Raw genomic sequence first — 15,255 nt, 5'->3', positions numbered from 1 at the left:
AGAATATGCCGCTCCGCGTCACTGACGCACGCTGGAGATCATCCCATGTCTGCGATCGCCGTTTTCTTCACCATTCTTGGGGTTCTGCTGCTGGGCGCGATGAGCCCCGGCCCAAGCTTCGTCCTGGTTTCCCGTATTGCCATCACCTCGCCGCGTTTGCACGGCGTGGCGGCCGCGCTGGGCATGGGCATAGGCGGCGCGATTTTTTGCTGTTTGGCCGTTCTGGGGCTGACCGCCCTGCTGATGCAGGTCGAATGGCTTTATCTGATCCTGAAAGTCGCCGGCGGGGCCTATCTGATCTACATTGCCATTCGCATCTGGAGCAATGCATCCGAACCCCTGGCTTTGACGGGAACTGGTGGGCATTTGTCGCTGGCCCGGTCATTCTCCTTTGCCCTGATGACCCAATTGAGCAATCCCAAGACAGCAATTTTCTATGCCAGCCTCTTTGCCGCGCTGTTGCCCGCTGACGCACCGCTCTGGCTGTTGCTGGCGCTGCCGCCCATGGTGTTTCTGATTGAGACGGGCTGGTACACGCTCGTTGCCACCATGTTCTCGACGACAAGAGCCCGTGCGGCCTATGCCGGGTTCAAGGCATGGATCGACCGCGGCGCCGGGGTCGTCATGGGTGCGCTGGGCATGAAGCTGATCGTCGAGGCGTTCAAGACGCACAGGATCTGATCAGAGGGCGCGATTGAGGATCGCCATTCCAGCGTTCTCGCCGGCCAGCGCTTCGTGGTGTTGCCAGCCTGCGGCGCGGTAGTAGTCGGGCTTGTCCGTGTAGAGATAAAGCTCTGAATGGCCTTGGTCGCGGGCAGCATTTTCCGCCGCCGCGATCAGCTGCTTTCCGACACCCTTGTTGCGGAAGGCAGGGTCGACATACAGGCTGGCCAGCCAGGGCGTGAGATGGGCATGGCTGTCGAGATCATTGTCGATCAGAAGCACCAGTCCGGAGGGAAAGCCGGACACGAGCGCGACAAAGGCTTTCTGCCGGCTCCCGGGCGCCAGCAGCTCCATGAAGGCGTCGATGGTCTGCTCCATGCTCCGGCCGTCGGCATGGCCCCATTCATGAAAATTCCAGCGCGCGCATACGGGAACAAGCTCGGGGCGATTTTCCAAGGGTTCTACGGTGATCATGGAATATCCAGCCTACCAGTGGGGTGGTTTGGTCACCGGAATGTCCGGCGTGGTTTGTTCTTCGAGAACAAGGAAGCGGTCCGTCAAGGCATCGAGCTTCCGGCGCATGGCTTCGATTACGGTCCATTGTTCGGCAATCTGGGCAGAAAGCTCTTCAATGGTTTTTTCCTGTTCCGTCACCAGGATTTCCAGGCTGGTGACACGGTCCGTATCAGCGGTCATTTCTCTCTCCGTTACCAGGCCGTTCTGTAGATCGCCAAGGCATCGGCCTCGGTCACATCCCGCGGGTTGTTGACGAGAAGCCGCCCCTGCTTCATGGCATCGGCCGCCATCACAGGCAGATCATCCTCGCCAATGCCGACATCGCGCAGCCGCGTCTGCAGCCCCAGCTGGGCCGAGAGGCCAGCCAGGCGGTCGATAAACCTGTTGCAGATGCGCTCTGCCCCTCCCGACACATCGATACCGGCGAAAGCATGCGGCGCCAAAGCAGCATAGTGTGTGGCCGCCCCATTCATCGAATCGGCCGCGTTGTACCGCAGCACATGGGGCAAAACCAAGGCATTGGACAGGCCATGCGGCACATGGAAGGTCCCGCCGATGGGGTAGGCAAGGGCGTGGACAGCGGCAACGGGGGAGTTGGCGAAGGCCTGTCCGGCCAGCATCGAACCGAGCAGCATGGCCGAACGCGCCGCCTTGTCCCGGCCATGGAAAACCGCGGTCTCGATGTTCGCGCCGAGAAGCCGCAAGGCCTCGACGGCCAGCGCCCGGGAGAGCGGATTGTTGTTGGCGTTCTTCGAGGCATAGGCCTCGATGGCATGCACCATGGCGTCGATACCCGTCGCCGCCGTCACATGCGGCGGAAGGCCGAGGGTCAGGTCCGGGTCAAGCAGCGCCACGTCGGGCAGGATGAGCGGTGACGAGACGCCGCGTTTTTCATTGCTGCCGACGGTGATGATGGAAACCGGCGTCACCTCGGAGCCGGTTCCGGCGGTGGTGGGAACAAGCGTCAATTTCAGGCGCGGTCCCCGGGCATTGCCCACGCCCCAGGCATCGTCGAGATTTTCATTTGAACCTGCGAGCAGCGCGACGAGTTTGGCCACATCCAGCGAGGAACCGCCGCCAAAGCCGAGCACATGGTTCACGCTGTTTTCCCGGGCCACGTCCACGGCATTCAGCAGTGTATCGAGCGATGGATCCGCTTCCACCTCGCCGAACACCGTGATATCGGCTCCGGCGGCTTGCAGGCTGGCAATGGCCGGTTGCGCCAGTCCAAGGGCCAGGATGGTGGCATCCGTGACGACAAGCAGCCGGTCCCTGGGCTTTATGCGCAGGTGCGCGGCGATATCGCCGCTGGCGCCTGCCGCAAAGACGATGCGCGGCGTGGTGTGGAAAGCGAAGGGAGCGATGATGTCGGCCATGTCAGGAGATTGCCAGAGCCGGGCCCGGTTTGTCGAGGCCCGCTACGGAACGGGAAATATGCAATTCTTGACTAAAAAGTAAAAAATCCGGTGAACGAGCAATCGGGGACCCAACGGAACCGGTTCCATTTGATTTTTCTTTGCTCTAGGGTCAAAAGTTCGGAACGATAAAAAGCTGATCAACAGCGGATGGGGACATGGCAGAACCGGCGATTGAACTTGTTGGAATTGATAAGCGGTTTGGTGCAGTTCACGCCAACCGCGACATTCATTTGCGCGTCGAAAAAGGCACTATTCACGGTATTATCGGGGAAAATGGCGCTGGCAAGTCCACGCTTATGTCCATTCTCTACGGGTTTTATCAGGCCGATAATGGCGAAATCCGCATCAATGGTGCGCCGGTCAGAATCAGCGATCCCAATGCCGCCATCGGGCTGGGCATCGGCATGGTGCATCAGCATTTCATGCTGGTTGAAAATTTCACCGTGCTTGAAAATGTCATGCTCGGTGTCGAGGGCGCACCGCTCCTGAAGCGGGGCATTGCCAAGGCTCGCGCCGAGCTGAAGCGGCTGGAACAGGAATACCAGCTGGATGTCGATCCCGATGCGCTGATCGAGGAATTGCCGGTCGGTCTGCAGCAGCGTGTTGAAATCCTCAAGGCCCTGTATCGCGGCGCTGATATTCTGGTGCTCGACGAGCCGACCGGTGTGTTGACGCCAGCCGAAGCCGATCATCTGTTCCGTATTCTGGAGCAGCTCAAGGCGCAGGGCAAAACCATCGTTCTCATCACCCACAAGCTGCGTGAGATCATGGCCGTCACAGACAATGTGTCCGTCATGCGCCAGGGCGCGGTCGTGGCAACGCGCAAGACCGCGGAGACGACGGTCGAGGAACTGGCCGAACTGATGGTCGGACGCCGGGTTCTCCTGCGCGTGCAGAAAGGCGAAGCCAAGCCGGGCGAGGTCAAGCTCTCGGTAGAAAATCTCACGGTGCGCGACAGCCGCGGCGTGGTCATGGTCGACAATGCATCCTTCACGGTTCGCGCCGGCGAAATCGTCGGCATTGCCGGTGTGGCGGGCAATGGCCAGTCGCAGCTGATCGAGACGGTCGCCGGCATTCGCACGGCCGTGTCCGGCCGCGTGCTCCTGGACGGGCAGGTCATCGATATCACCGGTGCCGCCGATCCGGGCGAATTGCGTGATCGCGGCCTCGCCCATGTGCCGGAAGACCGGCATCACATGGGGCTGGTTCTTGCCTTCGAGGAATATGAGAATTCCATCCTCGGCTACCACGATGATCCGCTCTATCTGAACGGGCCATTCCTCGATATCGACGCCATCAAGGCCGATGCACGCAAGAAGATCGAGAAATATGACATCCGCCCGAGCGATCCGCGCCTGAAAACCGCGAATTTTTCCGGCGGCAACCAGCAGAAGATCGTTCTGGCCCGCGAGATCGAGCGTGACCCGGGCGTGCTGATCATCGGCCAGCCAACGCGCGGTGTTGACGTCGGTGCGATTGAATTCATCCACAAGCGGATCATCGAGATGCGCGATGCGGGCAAGGCCGTGCTGCTCGTTTCGGTTGAGCTGGATGAAATCCGCTCCCTGTCCGACCGCATTCTGGTGATGTTCGCCGGACGCATCGTCGGAGAACGCGATGCGGATGCGAGCGAAGGCGAGCTGGGTCTTCTGATGGCCGGCGTTGAAAATCAGGAGGCGGCGGAATGACCACCACCCAGGCACTTCTCGTCATCGATGTGCAGAATGCCATCGATGATCCGAAATGGGGCCGCCGCGGCCAGCCGGACGCCGAGGCGCAGATTGCGCGGCTGCTCGGCGCATGGCGGGAGCGCCGCCTGCCCGTCGTCCATATCAAGCATGATTCCACCGATCCGGCATCGCCCTATCGCCCCGGCACGCCGGGCAATGATTTCAAGCCCGAGGTGGCGCCGCAGGTGGGCGAGCCCGTGGTCGACAAGCGCACCAACAATGCCTTCATTGGCACCGATCTGATGGACGTTCTCGACGAATTGCAGGTGCACAGCCTCGTGGTAACGGGGGTCCTTCTCGAAAACTCCGTTGATGCGACCGTGCGCATGGCGGCCAATCTCGGCTTTGAGGTGATTGTTCCCGAGGATGCCGTGGCCAGCATCGATCGCACCGATCATCGCGGCAAGAGCTGGAGCGCGGAAGATGTTCACGCACTGGCGCTGTCCGTTCTTGATGGCGAATATGCCAAAATCTCCACGTCCGACGCCATCATTGAGGCCCTGCCATGAGCCAGCCCTTTGCCAAACTGCCCGCCTGGGCTGACTATGGCCTGCTGCCGCTGATCAATCTGATCGTGGCCTTTTTTGTTGCGGGCCTCGTCGTTCTGCTGGTCGGCGAAAGCCCGATCGATGCCGCCGTCCTGATGGTCAAGGGCGCCTTCGGCTCCGGCGATGGCGTCGGCTACACGCTGTACTATGCGACGAACTTCATTTTCACCGGTCTTTGCGTCGCCGTGGCGTTTCATTGCGGCCTGTTCAACATCGGCGGCGAGGGGCAGGCCTATATTGGCGGCCTCGGCGTTGCGGTGGTCGGCCTTGGCCTCGGCAATGTCCTGCCCTGGTGGATCACCTTTCCGCTGGCGATCATTGCCTCGGGGCTGGTCGGCGCGCTCTGGGCCCTCATTCCGGCCTGGCTGCAGGCCAAGCGCGGCTCGCACGTGGTCATCACCACGATCATGTTCAACTTCATTGCCGCCAGCATCATGGTCTATCTGCTGGTGGGATATCTCAAGGCGTCGGGCACACAGGCACCGGAAACCCGTGTCTTCGGCGATGGCGGGCAATTGCCGGGCCTTGGCTGGCTGCTCAGCCTGATCGGGCTGAACATGCGCTCCGCACCGCTCAACATCAGCTTCCTCCTGGCGCTGGTTGCCGCCTTCCTTGTCTGGGTGCTCATCTGGCGCACCAAGCTCGGCTATGAAATCCGCACCATGGGCTACAGCCCCAAGGCCGCGCGCTATGCCGGTATCGGCGAGGTCAGGATCATCGTCATCACCATGATGATATCGGGCGCGCTGGCCGGCATGATGGCGCTGAACCCGATCATGGGGGCGCAGCACCGCGTGCAGCTTGATTTCGTCGCCGGCGCCGGTTTCGTCGGCATTGCCGTGGCGCTGATGGGACGTTCGCATCCGGCGGGCATCGTTCTCGCCGCCATCCTGTTCGGCATGCTCTACCAGGGCGGTGCGGAAATCGCCTTCGACATGCCCAATATTTCCCGTGACATGATCGTCATCATCCAGGGCCTGGTGATCCTGTTTGCCGGCGCGCTGGAGCACATGTTCCGCCCGACCCTGTTGCGCGTCCTGCAGCGGTTCGCCCGGACGAAGCGCCAGTCCACACCGGCCGTTGCCGCCGAGGGAGGTCAATAATGGATAGCTTCACCGTCATTCTGCAGGTTCTTGATTCAACGATCCGCCTCTCTGTGCCGCTGCTGCTGGCCTGTCTTGCCGGGCTCTATTCCGAACGTGCCGGTATTTTCGATATCGGTCTGGAAGGCAAGATGCTGGCCGGCGCCTTCGCGGCAGGTGCCGCGGCCACCTATTCCGGCTCGGCCTATGCCGGGCTGCTTGCGGCCGTTGTGGTTTCCGTTGCGCTGGGGCTGGTGCATGGCTTTGCCTCCATCACCCATCGCGGCAACCAGATCGTTTCGGGCGTTGCCATCAACTTCATCGCCGCCGGCACCACCGTTATTCTCGGCCAGGCCTGGTTCCAGCAGGGCGGGCGCACGCCGTCGCTGCCCAATGCCGCGCGCTTCAACCCGATCGACCTGCCGGGCGTGGAAACGCTGAACGGCATTCCGGTCATCGGCGCCATCTATTCCGAGCTGATTTCCGGCCACTCCGTGCTGGTCTATCTCGCCTTCCTGCTGGTGCCGTTCACCTGGTGGGTGCTGTACCGCACGCGCTTCGGCCTGCGCCTGCGCGCGGTCGGTGAAAACCCGGCGGCGGTCGATACGGCTGGCATTTCCGTGCCGTGGCTGCGTTACCGCGCGGTGATCTGCTGCGGCTTGCTCTGCGGCATCGCCGGTGCCTATCTGGCAACAGCGCAAGGGGCGGGTTTCGTCAAGGATATGACCGCAGGCAAGGGCTATATCGCGCTTGCCGCCCTGATCTTCGCCAAGTGGCGGCCGGTCCATGCCATGTTTGCCTGCCTGCTCTTCGGCTTTCTCGATGCCATTGCCATCCGCATGCAGGGGCATCCCCTGCCACTCATCGGTGAGGTTCCCGTACAGCTGATGCAGGCCTTGCCCTATATTCTCACCATCGTGCTGCTGGCCGGTTTCATCGGCAAGGCAATTCCGCCCAAGGCGGGTGGTGTGGCCTATGTGAAAGAGCGATAGAATGAATACAGACCTGTTCGATGCCGCCTTTGCGGCCATGCAGAAAGCCCATGCGCCCTATTCGCAGTTCCCGGTGGGCGCTGCCGTGCGCACCAGCGATGGCCGGATTTATTCCGGCTGCAACATCGAAGTCATTTCCTATCCGGAGGGATGGTGCGCCGAAACCACCACCCTGTCGCATTTCGTCATGGGCGGCGGCGGTACAATCACAGATATTCTAGTGGTTGCAGAAAAGAAGGCGAAATGCACGCCCTGCGGCGGCTGCCGCCAGCGGCTGGCGGAGTTCGCCGGTCCCGAGACGCGCCTGCACCTGTGCGACAATGACGGCGTTGTCGAAACGCTGACGATGAAAGAGATTTTCCCCTACGGCTTTGAAGCGGAAGTTCTGGGAAAAGGAAGTGCCGCATGATTGCGCCTGCTACTGGAGCGCTCATCCACAAGTTGCAGGGCTTGGCGCCGCGTGTCGCGCTCGTCCTCGGGTCCGGTCTGGGATCCCTCGTGGATGCGGTCGAGAATGCTATCCGCATTCCCTATGCCGATCTGCCGGGTTTTCCGCACAGCGGTGTCTCCGGCCACGCCGGGGAAGTGGTCGCCGGCTATCTCTCCGGCAAGCCGGTGCTGATGCTGGCGGGCCGCGCCCACTACTACGAAAAGGGCGATGCCGCGGTCATGCGCCCGGTCATGGCGGCGCTGGCCGACCTTGGCATCGAAATGCTGATCCTGACCAATGCGGCTGGCTCGGTGCGCCACGACCTTGCGCCGGGCAGCGTCATGCTGATTGACGATCACATCAACTATTCCGGGCTCAATCCGCTGATCGGCGAAGCCTCCGATCAGCGCTTTGTCGGCATGACCGCTGCCTACGACAGGAAGCTCAAGGATGCCTTTGTCATCGCCGCCGGTGAGGTGGGGGAGAAGCTGCCGATGGGCGTTTATATGTGGTTCTCCGGCCCCTCGTTCGAAACCCCGGCGGAAATCCGCATGGCACGCACGCTCGGCGCCGACGCGGTTGGAATGTCGACAGTGCCTGAAGTCATTCTCGCCCGCTTCTTCGGCCTGCGTGTTGCCGCCTGTTCGGTCATCACCAATTACGGTGCGGGGATGACTGGCGCAGAGCTGTCGCATGAGGAAACCAAGGATGTCGCGCCGAAGGGCGGTGCGCGCCTGCAGACAATTATCCGGGCACTGGTCCGGGAGATCGGCTGATCATGTTGCTGCCGCAGGAAATCATCCGCCGCAAACGCGATGGGCATGCGCTCGATGCGGCGGATATCACCGCCTTCGTCAACGCCATGAGCTCGGGCGCCATCACCGAAGGGCAGGTTGCCGCCTTTGCCATGGCGGTGTTCTTCAACGGCATGAAGCGCGACGAAGCGGTCGCCCTGACGCTCGCCATGCGCGATTCCGGCGATATTCTCGATTGGTCCGATCTGCCGGGCCCGGCTGTCGACAAGCATTCGACTGGCGGTGTCGGCGACAATGTCTCATTGATGCTTGCCCCCATTGCCGCCGCGTGCGGGGCCTATGTGCCGATGATTTCCGGGCGCGGCCTTGGCCATACCGGCGGCACGCTCGACAAGATGGATTCGATCCCCGGCTATCGCAGCCAGCCGGACAATGCGCTGTTCCGCAAGGTCGTGCACGAGGTCGGTTGCGCCATCATCGGCCAGACCGCCAATCTCGCACCGGCCGACAAGCGCTTCTATTCCATCCGCGATGTTACAGCCACGGTCGAATCGATCCCGCTGATCACCGCGTCCATCCTGTCGAAAAAACTGTCGGCCGGGCTCAACGCGCTGGTGCTCGATGTGAAATCGGGCAATGGCGCATTCATGGCGCGCAGCCGCGATGCCGTGGCCCTGGCCGAAAGCATTGTCGCGGTGGCAAGCGGCGCGGGACTGACCACCACCGCTTTGCTGACCGACATGAATGAGCCGCTGGCACTTGCCGCAGGCAATGCCGTGGAAGTGCTCAATGCTGTGGATTTCCTGACCGGCGATCTCCGGGATCCACGCCTTGAAGCGGTGACGCTGGCGCTTGTTGCGGAAATGCTGGTTTCGGCCAAGCTTGCCGCCAGTCCCAAGGCCGCCATGGACAAGGCGCGGGAAGCCCTGAATTCAGGCAAGGCAGCGGAGGTCTTTGGCCGCATGGTTGCCGGGCTTGGCGGACCCACGGACTTTGTCTCCCGCGCCCGCCATTATCTGCCGGTTGCGCCGGTGACGCTGGAAGTGAAGGCACCGCAGGCAGGATATGTCGCGTCGGTGGAAACCCGGGCGATTGGTGTCGCCGTTGTCGCGCTGGGCGGCGGGCGCATCCGTCCGCAGGACCCGGTTGACCACGCGGTGGGCATCACGGCGCTGCAGCCGGTCGGTGCGCTGATGGAAGCGGGCGATCCGATTGCCCTTGTCCATGCGCGCAGCCAGAGCGATGCCGAGGCGGCTGCCCGCGCCATTCTTGCCGCCTATGGTTTCTCCGGCCGCAAGCCGCGCACGGTCAATCCCGTCCTGCGCCGCATCGGCGGGTAATGGTCTCCCGGCACGATCGTTGTGCGTGGTTCGACAGGCTCACCATGAGGGAGGACAGGGATTGCAGCCAAACCACTTCCCTCATGGTGAGCTTGTCGAACCACGCACAGTGTTTTTGCAGCAGACCTATTTCGTGCCGTACATGCGGTCCCCGGCATCGCCGAGGCCCGGCATGATGTAGCCCTTTTCATTCAGGTGGCTGTCGATGGCCGCCGTGAACACCGGCACATCGGGATGAGCCTTGGTGAAGCGCTCGATGCCTTCCGGTGCCGCAAGCAGGCAGAGGAAGCGGATATTGGTTGCGCCGCGATCCTTCAGCTTCTGGATTGCCGCGATGGCCGAATTGGCGGTCGCCAGCATCGGGTCAACGACGATGATCAGCCGGTTGACGATATCTTCGGGTGCCTTGAAGTAATATTCCACCGGCTGCAGCGTGTCGTGATCGCGGTACAGGCCGATATGCGCCACGCGCGCGGCGGGCACCAGGTCGAGCATGCCTTCGAGCAGACCGTTGCCGGCGCGCAGGATCGAGGCGAACACCAGCTTCTTGCCTTCGAGCACCGGCGCATCCATTTCCATCATCGGCGTCTGGATGCGGATGGTGGTCAGTTCGAGATCGCGCGTCACCTCGTAGCACAGCAGCAGCGAAATTTCCTTGAGCAGCCGCCGGAATCCCGCCGTGGATGTATCCTTGTCGCGCATGATGGTGAGCTTGTGCTGGACAAGCGGATGGGAAACGATCGTAACGCCCATGGAGAACTCCTACTCGAATTTTCCCCGACCTTAGCTGCTTGCAACCGATCCCGCAAAGTCCGCATCCCCGGCACGCACAGTTTTGTCGCCGTCGAGGCGCTCAATCAGGGTGTTTCGCGTGGTTTCATCCACATAAGCTGCCTTGAGCGCCGTGCGCGTGATCTCCGTCAGCGCGTCGTCGTCGCAGCCGAAGAACGCGGCGGCGATATCGTACTCCCGCGCAAGGTCCGTATGGAAATAGGGCGGGTCGTCGGAATTCAGCGTGACCGGCACGCCGGCCTTGGCCAGGCCCGGAAAAGGATGGGACGGGAAATCGGCGTAGACCTGTAGTGAAATATTGGAGCCGGGGCAGCATTCCAGAAGGATTTGCTCCTCCGCCAGCCGCCGCACCAGATCCGGGTTCTCGATGGCGCGCACGCCATGGCCGATGCGTGACGGCCGGATCGCATCGAGCGCGTCGGCAACGCTTTCCCAGCCGGAAAGCTCGCCCGCATGCACGGTGATGCCGAGGCCAGCGTCGCGGGCGACATCGAAGGCACGGGCGAAATCCCTGGGGTGGTGCATGCGTTCATCGCCGGCCATGCCGAACCCGGTCACCAGCGGATGCGGATTTTCGGCGATGTATCTTGCTGCTTCCATCACCGCGTCCGGCCCCTTGTGGCGCAGGCCCGTGGCGATCATGCGCGATTCGATGCCGGTGGCGGCCTTGGCGCGCCGCATGCCTTCCGCCAGCCCCTCGATATAGGCGCGCGGCGAAAGCCCGGCACTGATCGCATGGTCGGTGGAGATGAACACTTCCGAATAGATCGCATCCTGCGCGCTGAGGGACAACAGGTAGTCCTCGGTCAGATCCGCGTAATCCTCCTCCGTACGGAACAGTGCCGAGGCCTGATCATAGGCGCGCAGGAAGGAGGTGAAGTCGTGCCAGACGAACCTGCCGTCGACGATGAAGGCCGAAACATCGGCGCCATATTTGCCGGCTTTTCGCTCGACGAGGGCGGGAGAGGCTGCGCCTTCGACGTGACAATGCAGTTCGGCCTTCAATACCATGGGCGGTCTCCATTCGACAAAATGTGCAGCGCGTCGCTTCATCGCGCAACAGACAATAGCCTTCTGCGTTTCAATCTTCTATGCTCCGCCCGCAAAAGAGATCAGCAGGTAGCACAATGAGCCAGCAACGCACCGGTGCCCATGGCGGCATGGAAACGTCCTTCGGTTTTCAGGATGTCGGCGACGGAGAAAAGCAGACACGCGTCAATGACGTGTTTCACCGCGTCGCCAAGCGCTACGATGTGATGAACGATCTGATGTCCGGCGGGCTGCACCGCGTCTGGAAAGATTCGATGATCGCCTGGCTTGCCCCGTCCAAGACATCGAACTGGAAGACACTCGATGTGGCCGGCGGCACGGGTGATATCGCCTTCCGCATCGTCGAGGCTTCGAATCGCAATGCCCATGCCACCGTGCTCGACATCAACGGCTCGATGCTGGGTGTCGGCCGTGACCGCGCGGCAAAAAAAGGCCTTGCCGACAATACCGAGTTTGTTGAAGCCAATGCCGAGGAACTGCCGTTCGAGAATGCCAGCTTCGATGCCTATACCATCGCCTTCGGCATCCGCAATGTACCGCATATCGACCGCGCTCTGGCGGAAGCCTATCGTGTGCTGAAGCCGGGCGGCCGCTTCCTCTGCCTTGAATTTTCCGAAGTGGAACTGCCGGTTCTCGACAAGATTTACGACGCCTGGTCGTTCAATGCGATTCCGAAAATCGGCAAGGCGGTCACGGGGGATGCGGATTCCTACCAGTATCTGGTGGAATCCATCCGCAAATTCCCCCGCCAGGCGGATTTCGCCGAGATGATCCGCACGGCAGGTTTCGAGCGGGTGAGCTGGCGCAACTTTACCGGCGGTATCGCTGCCCTGCATTCCGGCTGGAAATTGTGACGTTCTGAATGAGTAAGTTTACCGCAACATTTCGCCTGATCCGGGCCGGATGGATCATGACGCGCGAAGGCGTTATTTCCGCACTGCCCGCCGAAGGCCTGAGCGGCCTTCCCGCATTCGGCCACCGCATCGCCGGGCTGCTGGCAAGGCGGCGCGCCCGCACGGCCCGCCGTTCCGAGCGCATGTCGCGCGCCATCAACAAGCTCGGGCCGTCCTACGTCAAGCTGGGCCAGTTCCTGGCGACACGGCCGGATGTGGTCGGCACCGAAGTGGCCGACGATCTGGCGCTGCTGCAGGATCAGCTCGATTTCTTCCCGATGGAAGCGTCGGTCAAGGCCATAGAGGGCTCGCTCGGCCGTCCCGTCGATGATCTCTATGTCAACCTCGGCGAACCCATTGCCGCGGCATCGATCGCGCAGGTTCACCCCGCCTATGTCAGAACAGGCGGCGAGGACCGCAAGGTCGCCGTCAAGGTTGTCCGGCCGGGCGTGCGCCAGCGCTTCAACAACGATCTGGAAAGCTTCTTCCTCGTGGCAAAGTGGCAGGAGCGCTACGTGCCTGCAACGCGCCGCCTGCGGCCGATCGAAGTGACGCGCACCCTGGCGCAGACGACGCGGATCGAGATGGATCTGCGGCTGGAAGCGGCCGCGCTTTCGGAAATCGGCGAGAACACCAAGAACGATCCGGGGTTTCGCGTGCCGACCGTCGATTGGGAGCGCACGGGGCGCGATGTCCTGACGCTCGAGTGGATCGACGGCATCAAGATGTCGGACATCGATGGCCTGCGCGCTGCCGGTCACAATCTTGTCGGCCTTGCCGAAACGCTGATCCAGTCCTTCCTGCGCCATACATTGCGGGATGGTTTCTTTCATGCCGACATGCATCCCGGCAACATGTTCGTCGATGATCGCGGGCACATCGTTGCCGTGGATTTCGGCATCACCGGGCGGCTCGGCAAGAAGGAACGGCGGTTTCTCGCCGAAATCCTCTACGGCTTCATCACGCGTGACTATGTCCGTGTCGCCGAGGTGCATTTCGAGGCGGGCTATGTGCCGCATCACCACGACGTGGCGAGCTTTGCCCAGGCCATCCGCGCCATTGGCGAACCCATCCACGGCCAGCCCGCCGAAACCATTTCCATGGCCAAGCTGCTGACCCTGCTGTTCGAGGTCACCGAGCTTTTCGATATGGAGACCCGACCGGAACTGGTCATGCTGCAGAAGACCATGGTGGTGGTGGAAGGTGTCTCCCGCACGCTCGATCCGCATTTCAACATGTGGAAGGCATCCGAACCTGTCGTGGGCGACTGGATCCGCCGCAATCTCGGCCCGCAGGGAATTCTTGCCGATGCGCGCGAGGGCGTCGGCGCCCTGCTGCATCTCGCCCGTCAGGCGCCCGAACTCGTGGCGCGCGCTGACCGCCTGTCGAAAGAGATGGACCGGATGGCGGAGCAGGGTTTCCGCTTCGATGACGAGACGGCAAAGGCCATCGGCAGGGCGGAGGCGCGGCATACCCGTTCCGGCCGCGTGGCGCTGTGGGTGATTGCAATCTGTCTGGTTATCATCACTTACGCCCTTCTTTTCTGAGCTAAACTGCGCTAATGTGATTGCAATGATTGCATTTGATGTGATCAATCCACGGGGAGTGCAATCATATGGCCAGCATCACCATCCGCAATCTCGATGATGCGACCAAGGAAAAGCTGCGGCTGCGCGCCGCCGCCCACGGCCGGTCGATGGAGGAGGAGGTGCGCCTCCTGCTTGCGGCACTGGATGTGCATGCGGGCCCTTCCATCACCCAGGTCTCGGCACCTTCATCAGCGTTGGCTGCCGGACCGCTTGCGGGGCGGCATATTCTTCTCATCATCGGCGGCGGCATTGCCGCCTATAAATGTCTCGACCTCATCCGCCGCCTGCGCGAGCGCGGTGCGCATGTGCGCCCGGCGCTGACGAAGGCAGCGGAAGAATTTGTCACGCCCCTGTCCGTCGGTGCACTGGCCGCAGACAAGGTCTTTAGCGACCTGTTCTCTCGTGAGGACGAGCACGATGTCGGGCATATCCGCCTGTCGCGTGAAGCGGATCTCATTGTCGTTGCTCCGGCAACGGCGGATCTCATGGCAAAAATGGCCGGTGGTCTGGCCAACGATCTGGCCTCGGCGGTGCTGCTGGCAACCGACAAGCCCGTCCTGATCGCCCCGGCCATGAACCCGAAAATGTGGAATCATCCCGCAACCCGGCGCAACCGGGCAACCCTTGCCAATGACGGCATCCGCTTTGTCGGGCCGAACAGCGGCGAGATGGCCGAAAGCGGCGAGGCGGGTGCCGGGCGCATGGCCGAGCCTTTGGAGATCGTCGCCGCGATTGAAAAGTGTCTCGACAAAGGGCCGAAGCCGCTCACCGGAAAAACCATTGTCATGACCTCCGGCCCGACGCACGAGCCCATCGATCCCGTGCGCTACATCGCCAATCGCTCTTCCGGCAAGCAGGGGCATGCCATCGCCGCCGCGCTGGCGCGGCTGGGGGCGACGGTGCATCTGGTCTCCGGGCCGGTCACGATTGCGGACCCCGAGGGCGTTTTCGTCACCCATGTGGAATCCGCGCGCGACATGCGCGATGCCGTGGAACGGTTGTTGCCCGCCGATGCGGCGGTCATGGTTGCTGCCGTCGCCGACTGGCGCACGGCAAATGAAGCGGGCGAAAAGATCAAGAAGCAGCCGGGCGCGGCGGCGCCAGCCCTGCAGATGGTGGAAAACCCCGATATTCTCGCCGGGGTCGGGCACAGCAAGCAACGCCCGCGCCTCGTGGTGGGGTTTGCTGCGGAGACTCAGGACCTGCTCGCCAATGCGCGCAAGAAGCTCGACAAGAAGGGTGCCGACTGGATCGTTGCCAACGATGTCAGCCACGCCACCGGGGTGATGGGCGGCGACCGCAATGCCGTGCGCATCGTCACGCGTTCCGGCGTCGAAGAATGGCCCGACATGAGCAAGGAAGAGGTGGCGGAACGGCTGGCCGCCCGGATCGCTGCCGCCTTGCAGACGATCGAGGTATGATGCCGGAACGCCAGAAAGGTAAGCATCTGCTTACTT

The 15,255-nt window shown here is 62.2% G+C and carries 16 protein-coding genes; 11 read left to right on the top strand and 5 right to left on the bottom strand.

Annotated features, from left to right (window positions below; translation table 11 throughout):
* Positions 1-45 precede the first annotated feature (45 nt).
* Positions 46-681: a LysE family translocator gene (locus tag ACZ25R_RS20250; protein WP_472462011.1), complete on the top strand. Its 636-nt coding sequence runs from the start codon at positions 46-48 to the stop codon at positions 679-681.
* Here the strand turns inward: ACZ25R_RS20250 and ACZ25R_RS20245 are convergent, their stop codons facing one another.
* Genes ACZ25R_RS20245 through ACZ25R_RS20235 form a run of 3 tightly spaced genes read right to left on the bottom strand, consistent with a single transcriptional unit; the run spans position 682 to position 2,543 of the window.
* Positions 682-1,137, bottom strand: coding sequence for a GNAT family N-acetyltransferase (locus tag ACZ25R_RS20245; RefSeq protein ID WP_464662219.1), 456 nt, complete (start codon positions 1,135-1,137; stop codon positions 682-684). It lies immediately after the preceding gene.
* A gap of 12 nt (positions 1,138-1,149) precedes the next feature.
* On the bottom strand, positions 1,150-1,359 hold the full coding sequence (locus tag ACZ25R_RS20240; protein WP_105733935.1) for a SlyX family protein: 210 nt from the start codon (positions 1,357-1,359) through the stop codon (positions 1,150-1,152).
* A gap of 11 nt (positions 1,360-1,370) precedes the next feature.
* The gene (locus ACZ25R_RS20235; protein WP_464663164.1) at positions 1,371-2,543 is read right to left on the bottom strand and encodes an iron-containing alcohol dehydrogenase; all 1,173 of its coding nucleotides are present in this window, start codon (positions 2,541-2,543) and stop codon (positions 1,371-1,373) included.
* A 209-nt stretch (positions 2,544-2,752) separates the two neighbouring features.
* Here ACZ25R_RS20235 and ACZ25R_RS20230 point away from each other — a divergent pair, with 209 nt between their 5' ends.
* Genes ACZ25R_RS20230 through deoA form a run of 7 tightly spaced genes read left to right on the top strand, consistent with a single transcriptional unit; the run spans position 2,753 to position 9,474 of the window.
* Positions 2,753-4,285: an ABC transporter ATP-binding protein gene (locus ACZ25R_RS20230; protein ID WP_105733934.1), complete on the top strand. Its 1,533-nt coding sequence runs from the start codon at positions 2,753-2,755 to the stop codon at positions 4,283-4,285.
* Positions 4,282-4,836, top strand: coding sequence for a cysteine hydrolase family protein (locus ACZ25R_RS20225; protein ID WP_403169097.1), 555 nt, complete (start codon positions 4,282-4,284; stop codon positions 4,834-4,836). The genes ACZ25R_RS20230 and ACZ25R_RS20225 overlap by 4 nt, the downstream gene beginning before the upstream one ends.
* Complete coding sequence (locus ACZ25R_RS20220) at positions 4,833-5,978, top strand: ABC transporter permease (RefSeq protein WP_288192615.1); 1,146 nt, start codon at positions 4,833-4,835, stop codon at positions 5,976-5,978. Before ACZ25R_RS20225 ends, ACZ25R_RS20220 begins: the two co-directional genes overlap by 4 nt.
* Positions 5,978-6,949 (top strand): ABC transporter permease, encoded by a 972-nt coding sequence (locus ACZ25R_RS20215; RefSeq protein WP_472462010.1) that lies wholly within the window; start codon positions 5,978-5,980, stop codon positions 6,947-6,949. Before ACZ25R_RS20220 ends, ACZ25R_RS20215 begins: the two co-directional genes overlap by 1 nt.
* A gap of 1 nt (position 6,950) precedes the next feature.
* Positions 6,951-7,358, top strand: coding sequence for a cytidine deaminase (locus ACZ25R_RS20210; RefSeq protein ID WP_223612323.1), 408 nt, complete (start codon positions 6,951-6,953; stop codon positions 7,356-7,358).
* The gene (locus ACZ25R_RS20205) at positions 7,355-8,155 is read left to right on the top strand and encodes a purine-nucleoside phosphorylase (RefSeq protein WP_403169104.1); all 801 of its coding nucleotides are present in this window, start codon (positions 7,355-7,357) and stop codon (positions 8,153-8,155) included. Before ACZ25R_RS20210 ends, ACZ25R_RS20205 begins: the two co-directional genes overlap by 4 nt.
* A gap of 5 nt (positions 8,156-8,160) precedes the next feature.
* Positions 8,161-9,474: a thymidine phosphorylase gene (deoA, locus tag ACZ25R_RS20200; RefSeq protein ID WP_472462527.1), complete on the top strand. Its 1,314-nt coding sequence runs from the start codon at positions 8,161-8,163 to the stop codon at positions 9,472-9,474.
* 126 nt (positions 9,475-9,600) lie between these two features.
* On the opposite strand, the gene upp is transcribed toward deoA, so the two are convergent.
* Both upp and ACZ25R_RS20190 read right to left on the bottom strand, forming a co-directional pair.
* Entirely contained in the window at positions 9,601-10,227 is a 627-nt protein-coding gene (upp, locus tag ACZ25R_RS20195; RefSeq protein WP_105733928.1) for a uracil phosphoribosyltransferase, read from the bottom strand.
* Between the two features lie 30 nt (positions 10,228-10,257).
* Entirely contained in the window at positions 10,258-11,277 is a 1,020-nt protein-coding gene (locus ACZ25R_RS20190) for an adenosine deaminase (protein ID WP_472462009.1), read from the bottom strand.
* A 116-nt stretch (positions 11,278-11,393) separates the two neighbouring features.
* Between ACZ25R_RS20190 and ubiE the strand changes: the two genes are divergently transcribed.
* From ubiE to coaBC, 3 genes are all read left to right on the top strand, one after another.
* The gene (ubiE, locus tag ACZ25R_RS20185) at positions 11,394-12,170 is read left to right on the top strand and encodes a bifunctional demethylmenaquinone methyltransferase/2-methoxy-6-polyprenyl-1,4-benzoquinol methylase UbiE (RefSeq protein ID WP_105733926.1); all 777 of its coding nucleotides are present in this window, start codon (positions 11,394-11,396) and stop codon (positions 12,168-12,170) included.
* Between the two features lie 8 nt (positions 12,171-12,178).
* Complete coding sequence (gene ubiB / locus ACZ25R_RS20180; protein ID WP_464662222.1) at positions 12,179-13,756, top strand: 2-polyprenylphenol 6-hydroxylase; 1,578 nt, start codon at positions 12,179-12,181, stop codon at positions 13,754-13,756.
* A gap of 68 nt (positions 13,757-13,824) precedes the next feature.
* Positions 13,825-15,219: a bifunctional phosphopantothenoylcysteine decarboxylase/phosphopantothenate--cysteine ligase CoaBC gene (coaBC, locus tag ACZ25R_RS20175; protein ID WP_472462008.1), complete on the top strand. Its 1,395-nt coding sequence runs from the start codon at positions 13,825-13,827 to the stop codon at positions 15,217-15,219.
* The last annotated feature ends 36 nt before the right edge of the window (positions 15,220-15,255 follow it).

This window comes from Phyllobacterium sp. RCAM01083 (genome assembly GCF_055685835.1).
Note: the sequence above shows the minus strand (reverse complement) of the source record. Positions and strands in the feature narration are given on the sequence as shown.

Coding starts and splice junctions, on each gene's coding strand:
- ACZ25R_RS20250 (WP_472462011.1), top strand. CDS start 46: ATGTCTGCGATCGCCGTTTTCTTCACCATTCTTGGGGTTCTGCTGCTG.
- ACZ25R_RS20245 (WP_464662219.1), bottom strand. CDS start 1,137: ATGATCACCGTAGAACCCTTGGAAAATCGCCCCGAGCTTGTTCCCGTA.
- ACZ25R_RS20215 (WP_472462010.1), top strand. CDS start 5,978: ATGGATAGCTTCACCGTCATTCTGCAGGTTCTTGATTCAACGATCCGC.
- ACZ25R_RS20205 (WP_403169104.1), top strand. CDS start 7,355: ATGATTGCGCCTGCTACTGGAGCGCTCATCCACAAGTTGCAGGGCTTG.
- ACZ25R_RS20230 (WP_105733934.1), top strand. CDS start 2,753: ATGGCAGAACCGGCGATTGAACTTGTTGGAATTGATAAGCGGTTTGGT.
- ubiE (WP_105733926.1), top strand. CDS start 11,394: ATGAGCCAGCAACGCACCGGTGCCCATGGCGGCATGGAAACGTCCTTC.
- upp (WP_105733928.1), bottom strand. CDS start 10,227: ATGGGCGTTACGATCGTTTCCCATCCGCTTGTCCAGCACAAGCTCACC.
- ACZ25R_RS20210 (WP_223612323.1), top strand. CDS start 6,951: ATGAATACAGACCTGTTCGATGCCGCCTTTGCGGCCATGCAGAAAGCC.
- ACZ25R_RS20190 (WP_472462009.1), bottom strand. CDS start 11,277: ATGGTATTGAAGGCCGAACTGCATTGTCACGTCGAAGGCGCAGCCTCT.
- ACZ25R_RS20225 (WP_403169097.1), top strand. CDS start 4,282: ATGACCACCACCCAGGCACTTCTCGTCATCGATGTGCAGAATGCCATC.
- ubiB (WP_464662222.1), top strand. CDS start 12,179: ATGAGTAAGTTTACCGCAACATTTCGCCTGATCCGGGCCGGATGGATC.
- coaBC (WP_472462008.1), top strand. CDS start 13,825: ATGGCCAGCATCACCATCCGCAATCTCGATGATGCGACCAAGGAAAAG.
- ACZ25R_RS20240 (WP_105733935.1), bottom strand. CDS start 1,359: ATGACCGCTGATACGGACCGTGTCACCAGCCTGGAAATCCTGGTGACG.
- ACZ25R_RS20220 (WP_288192615.1), top strand. CDS start 4,833: ATGAGCCAGCCCTTTGCCAAACTGCCCGCCTGGGCTGACTATGGCCTG.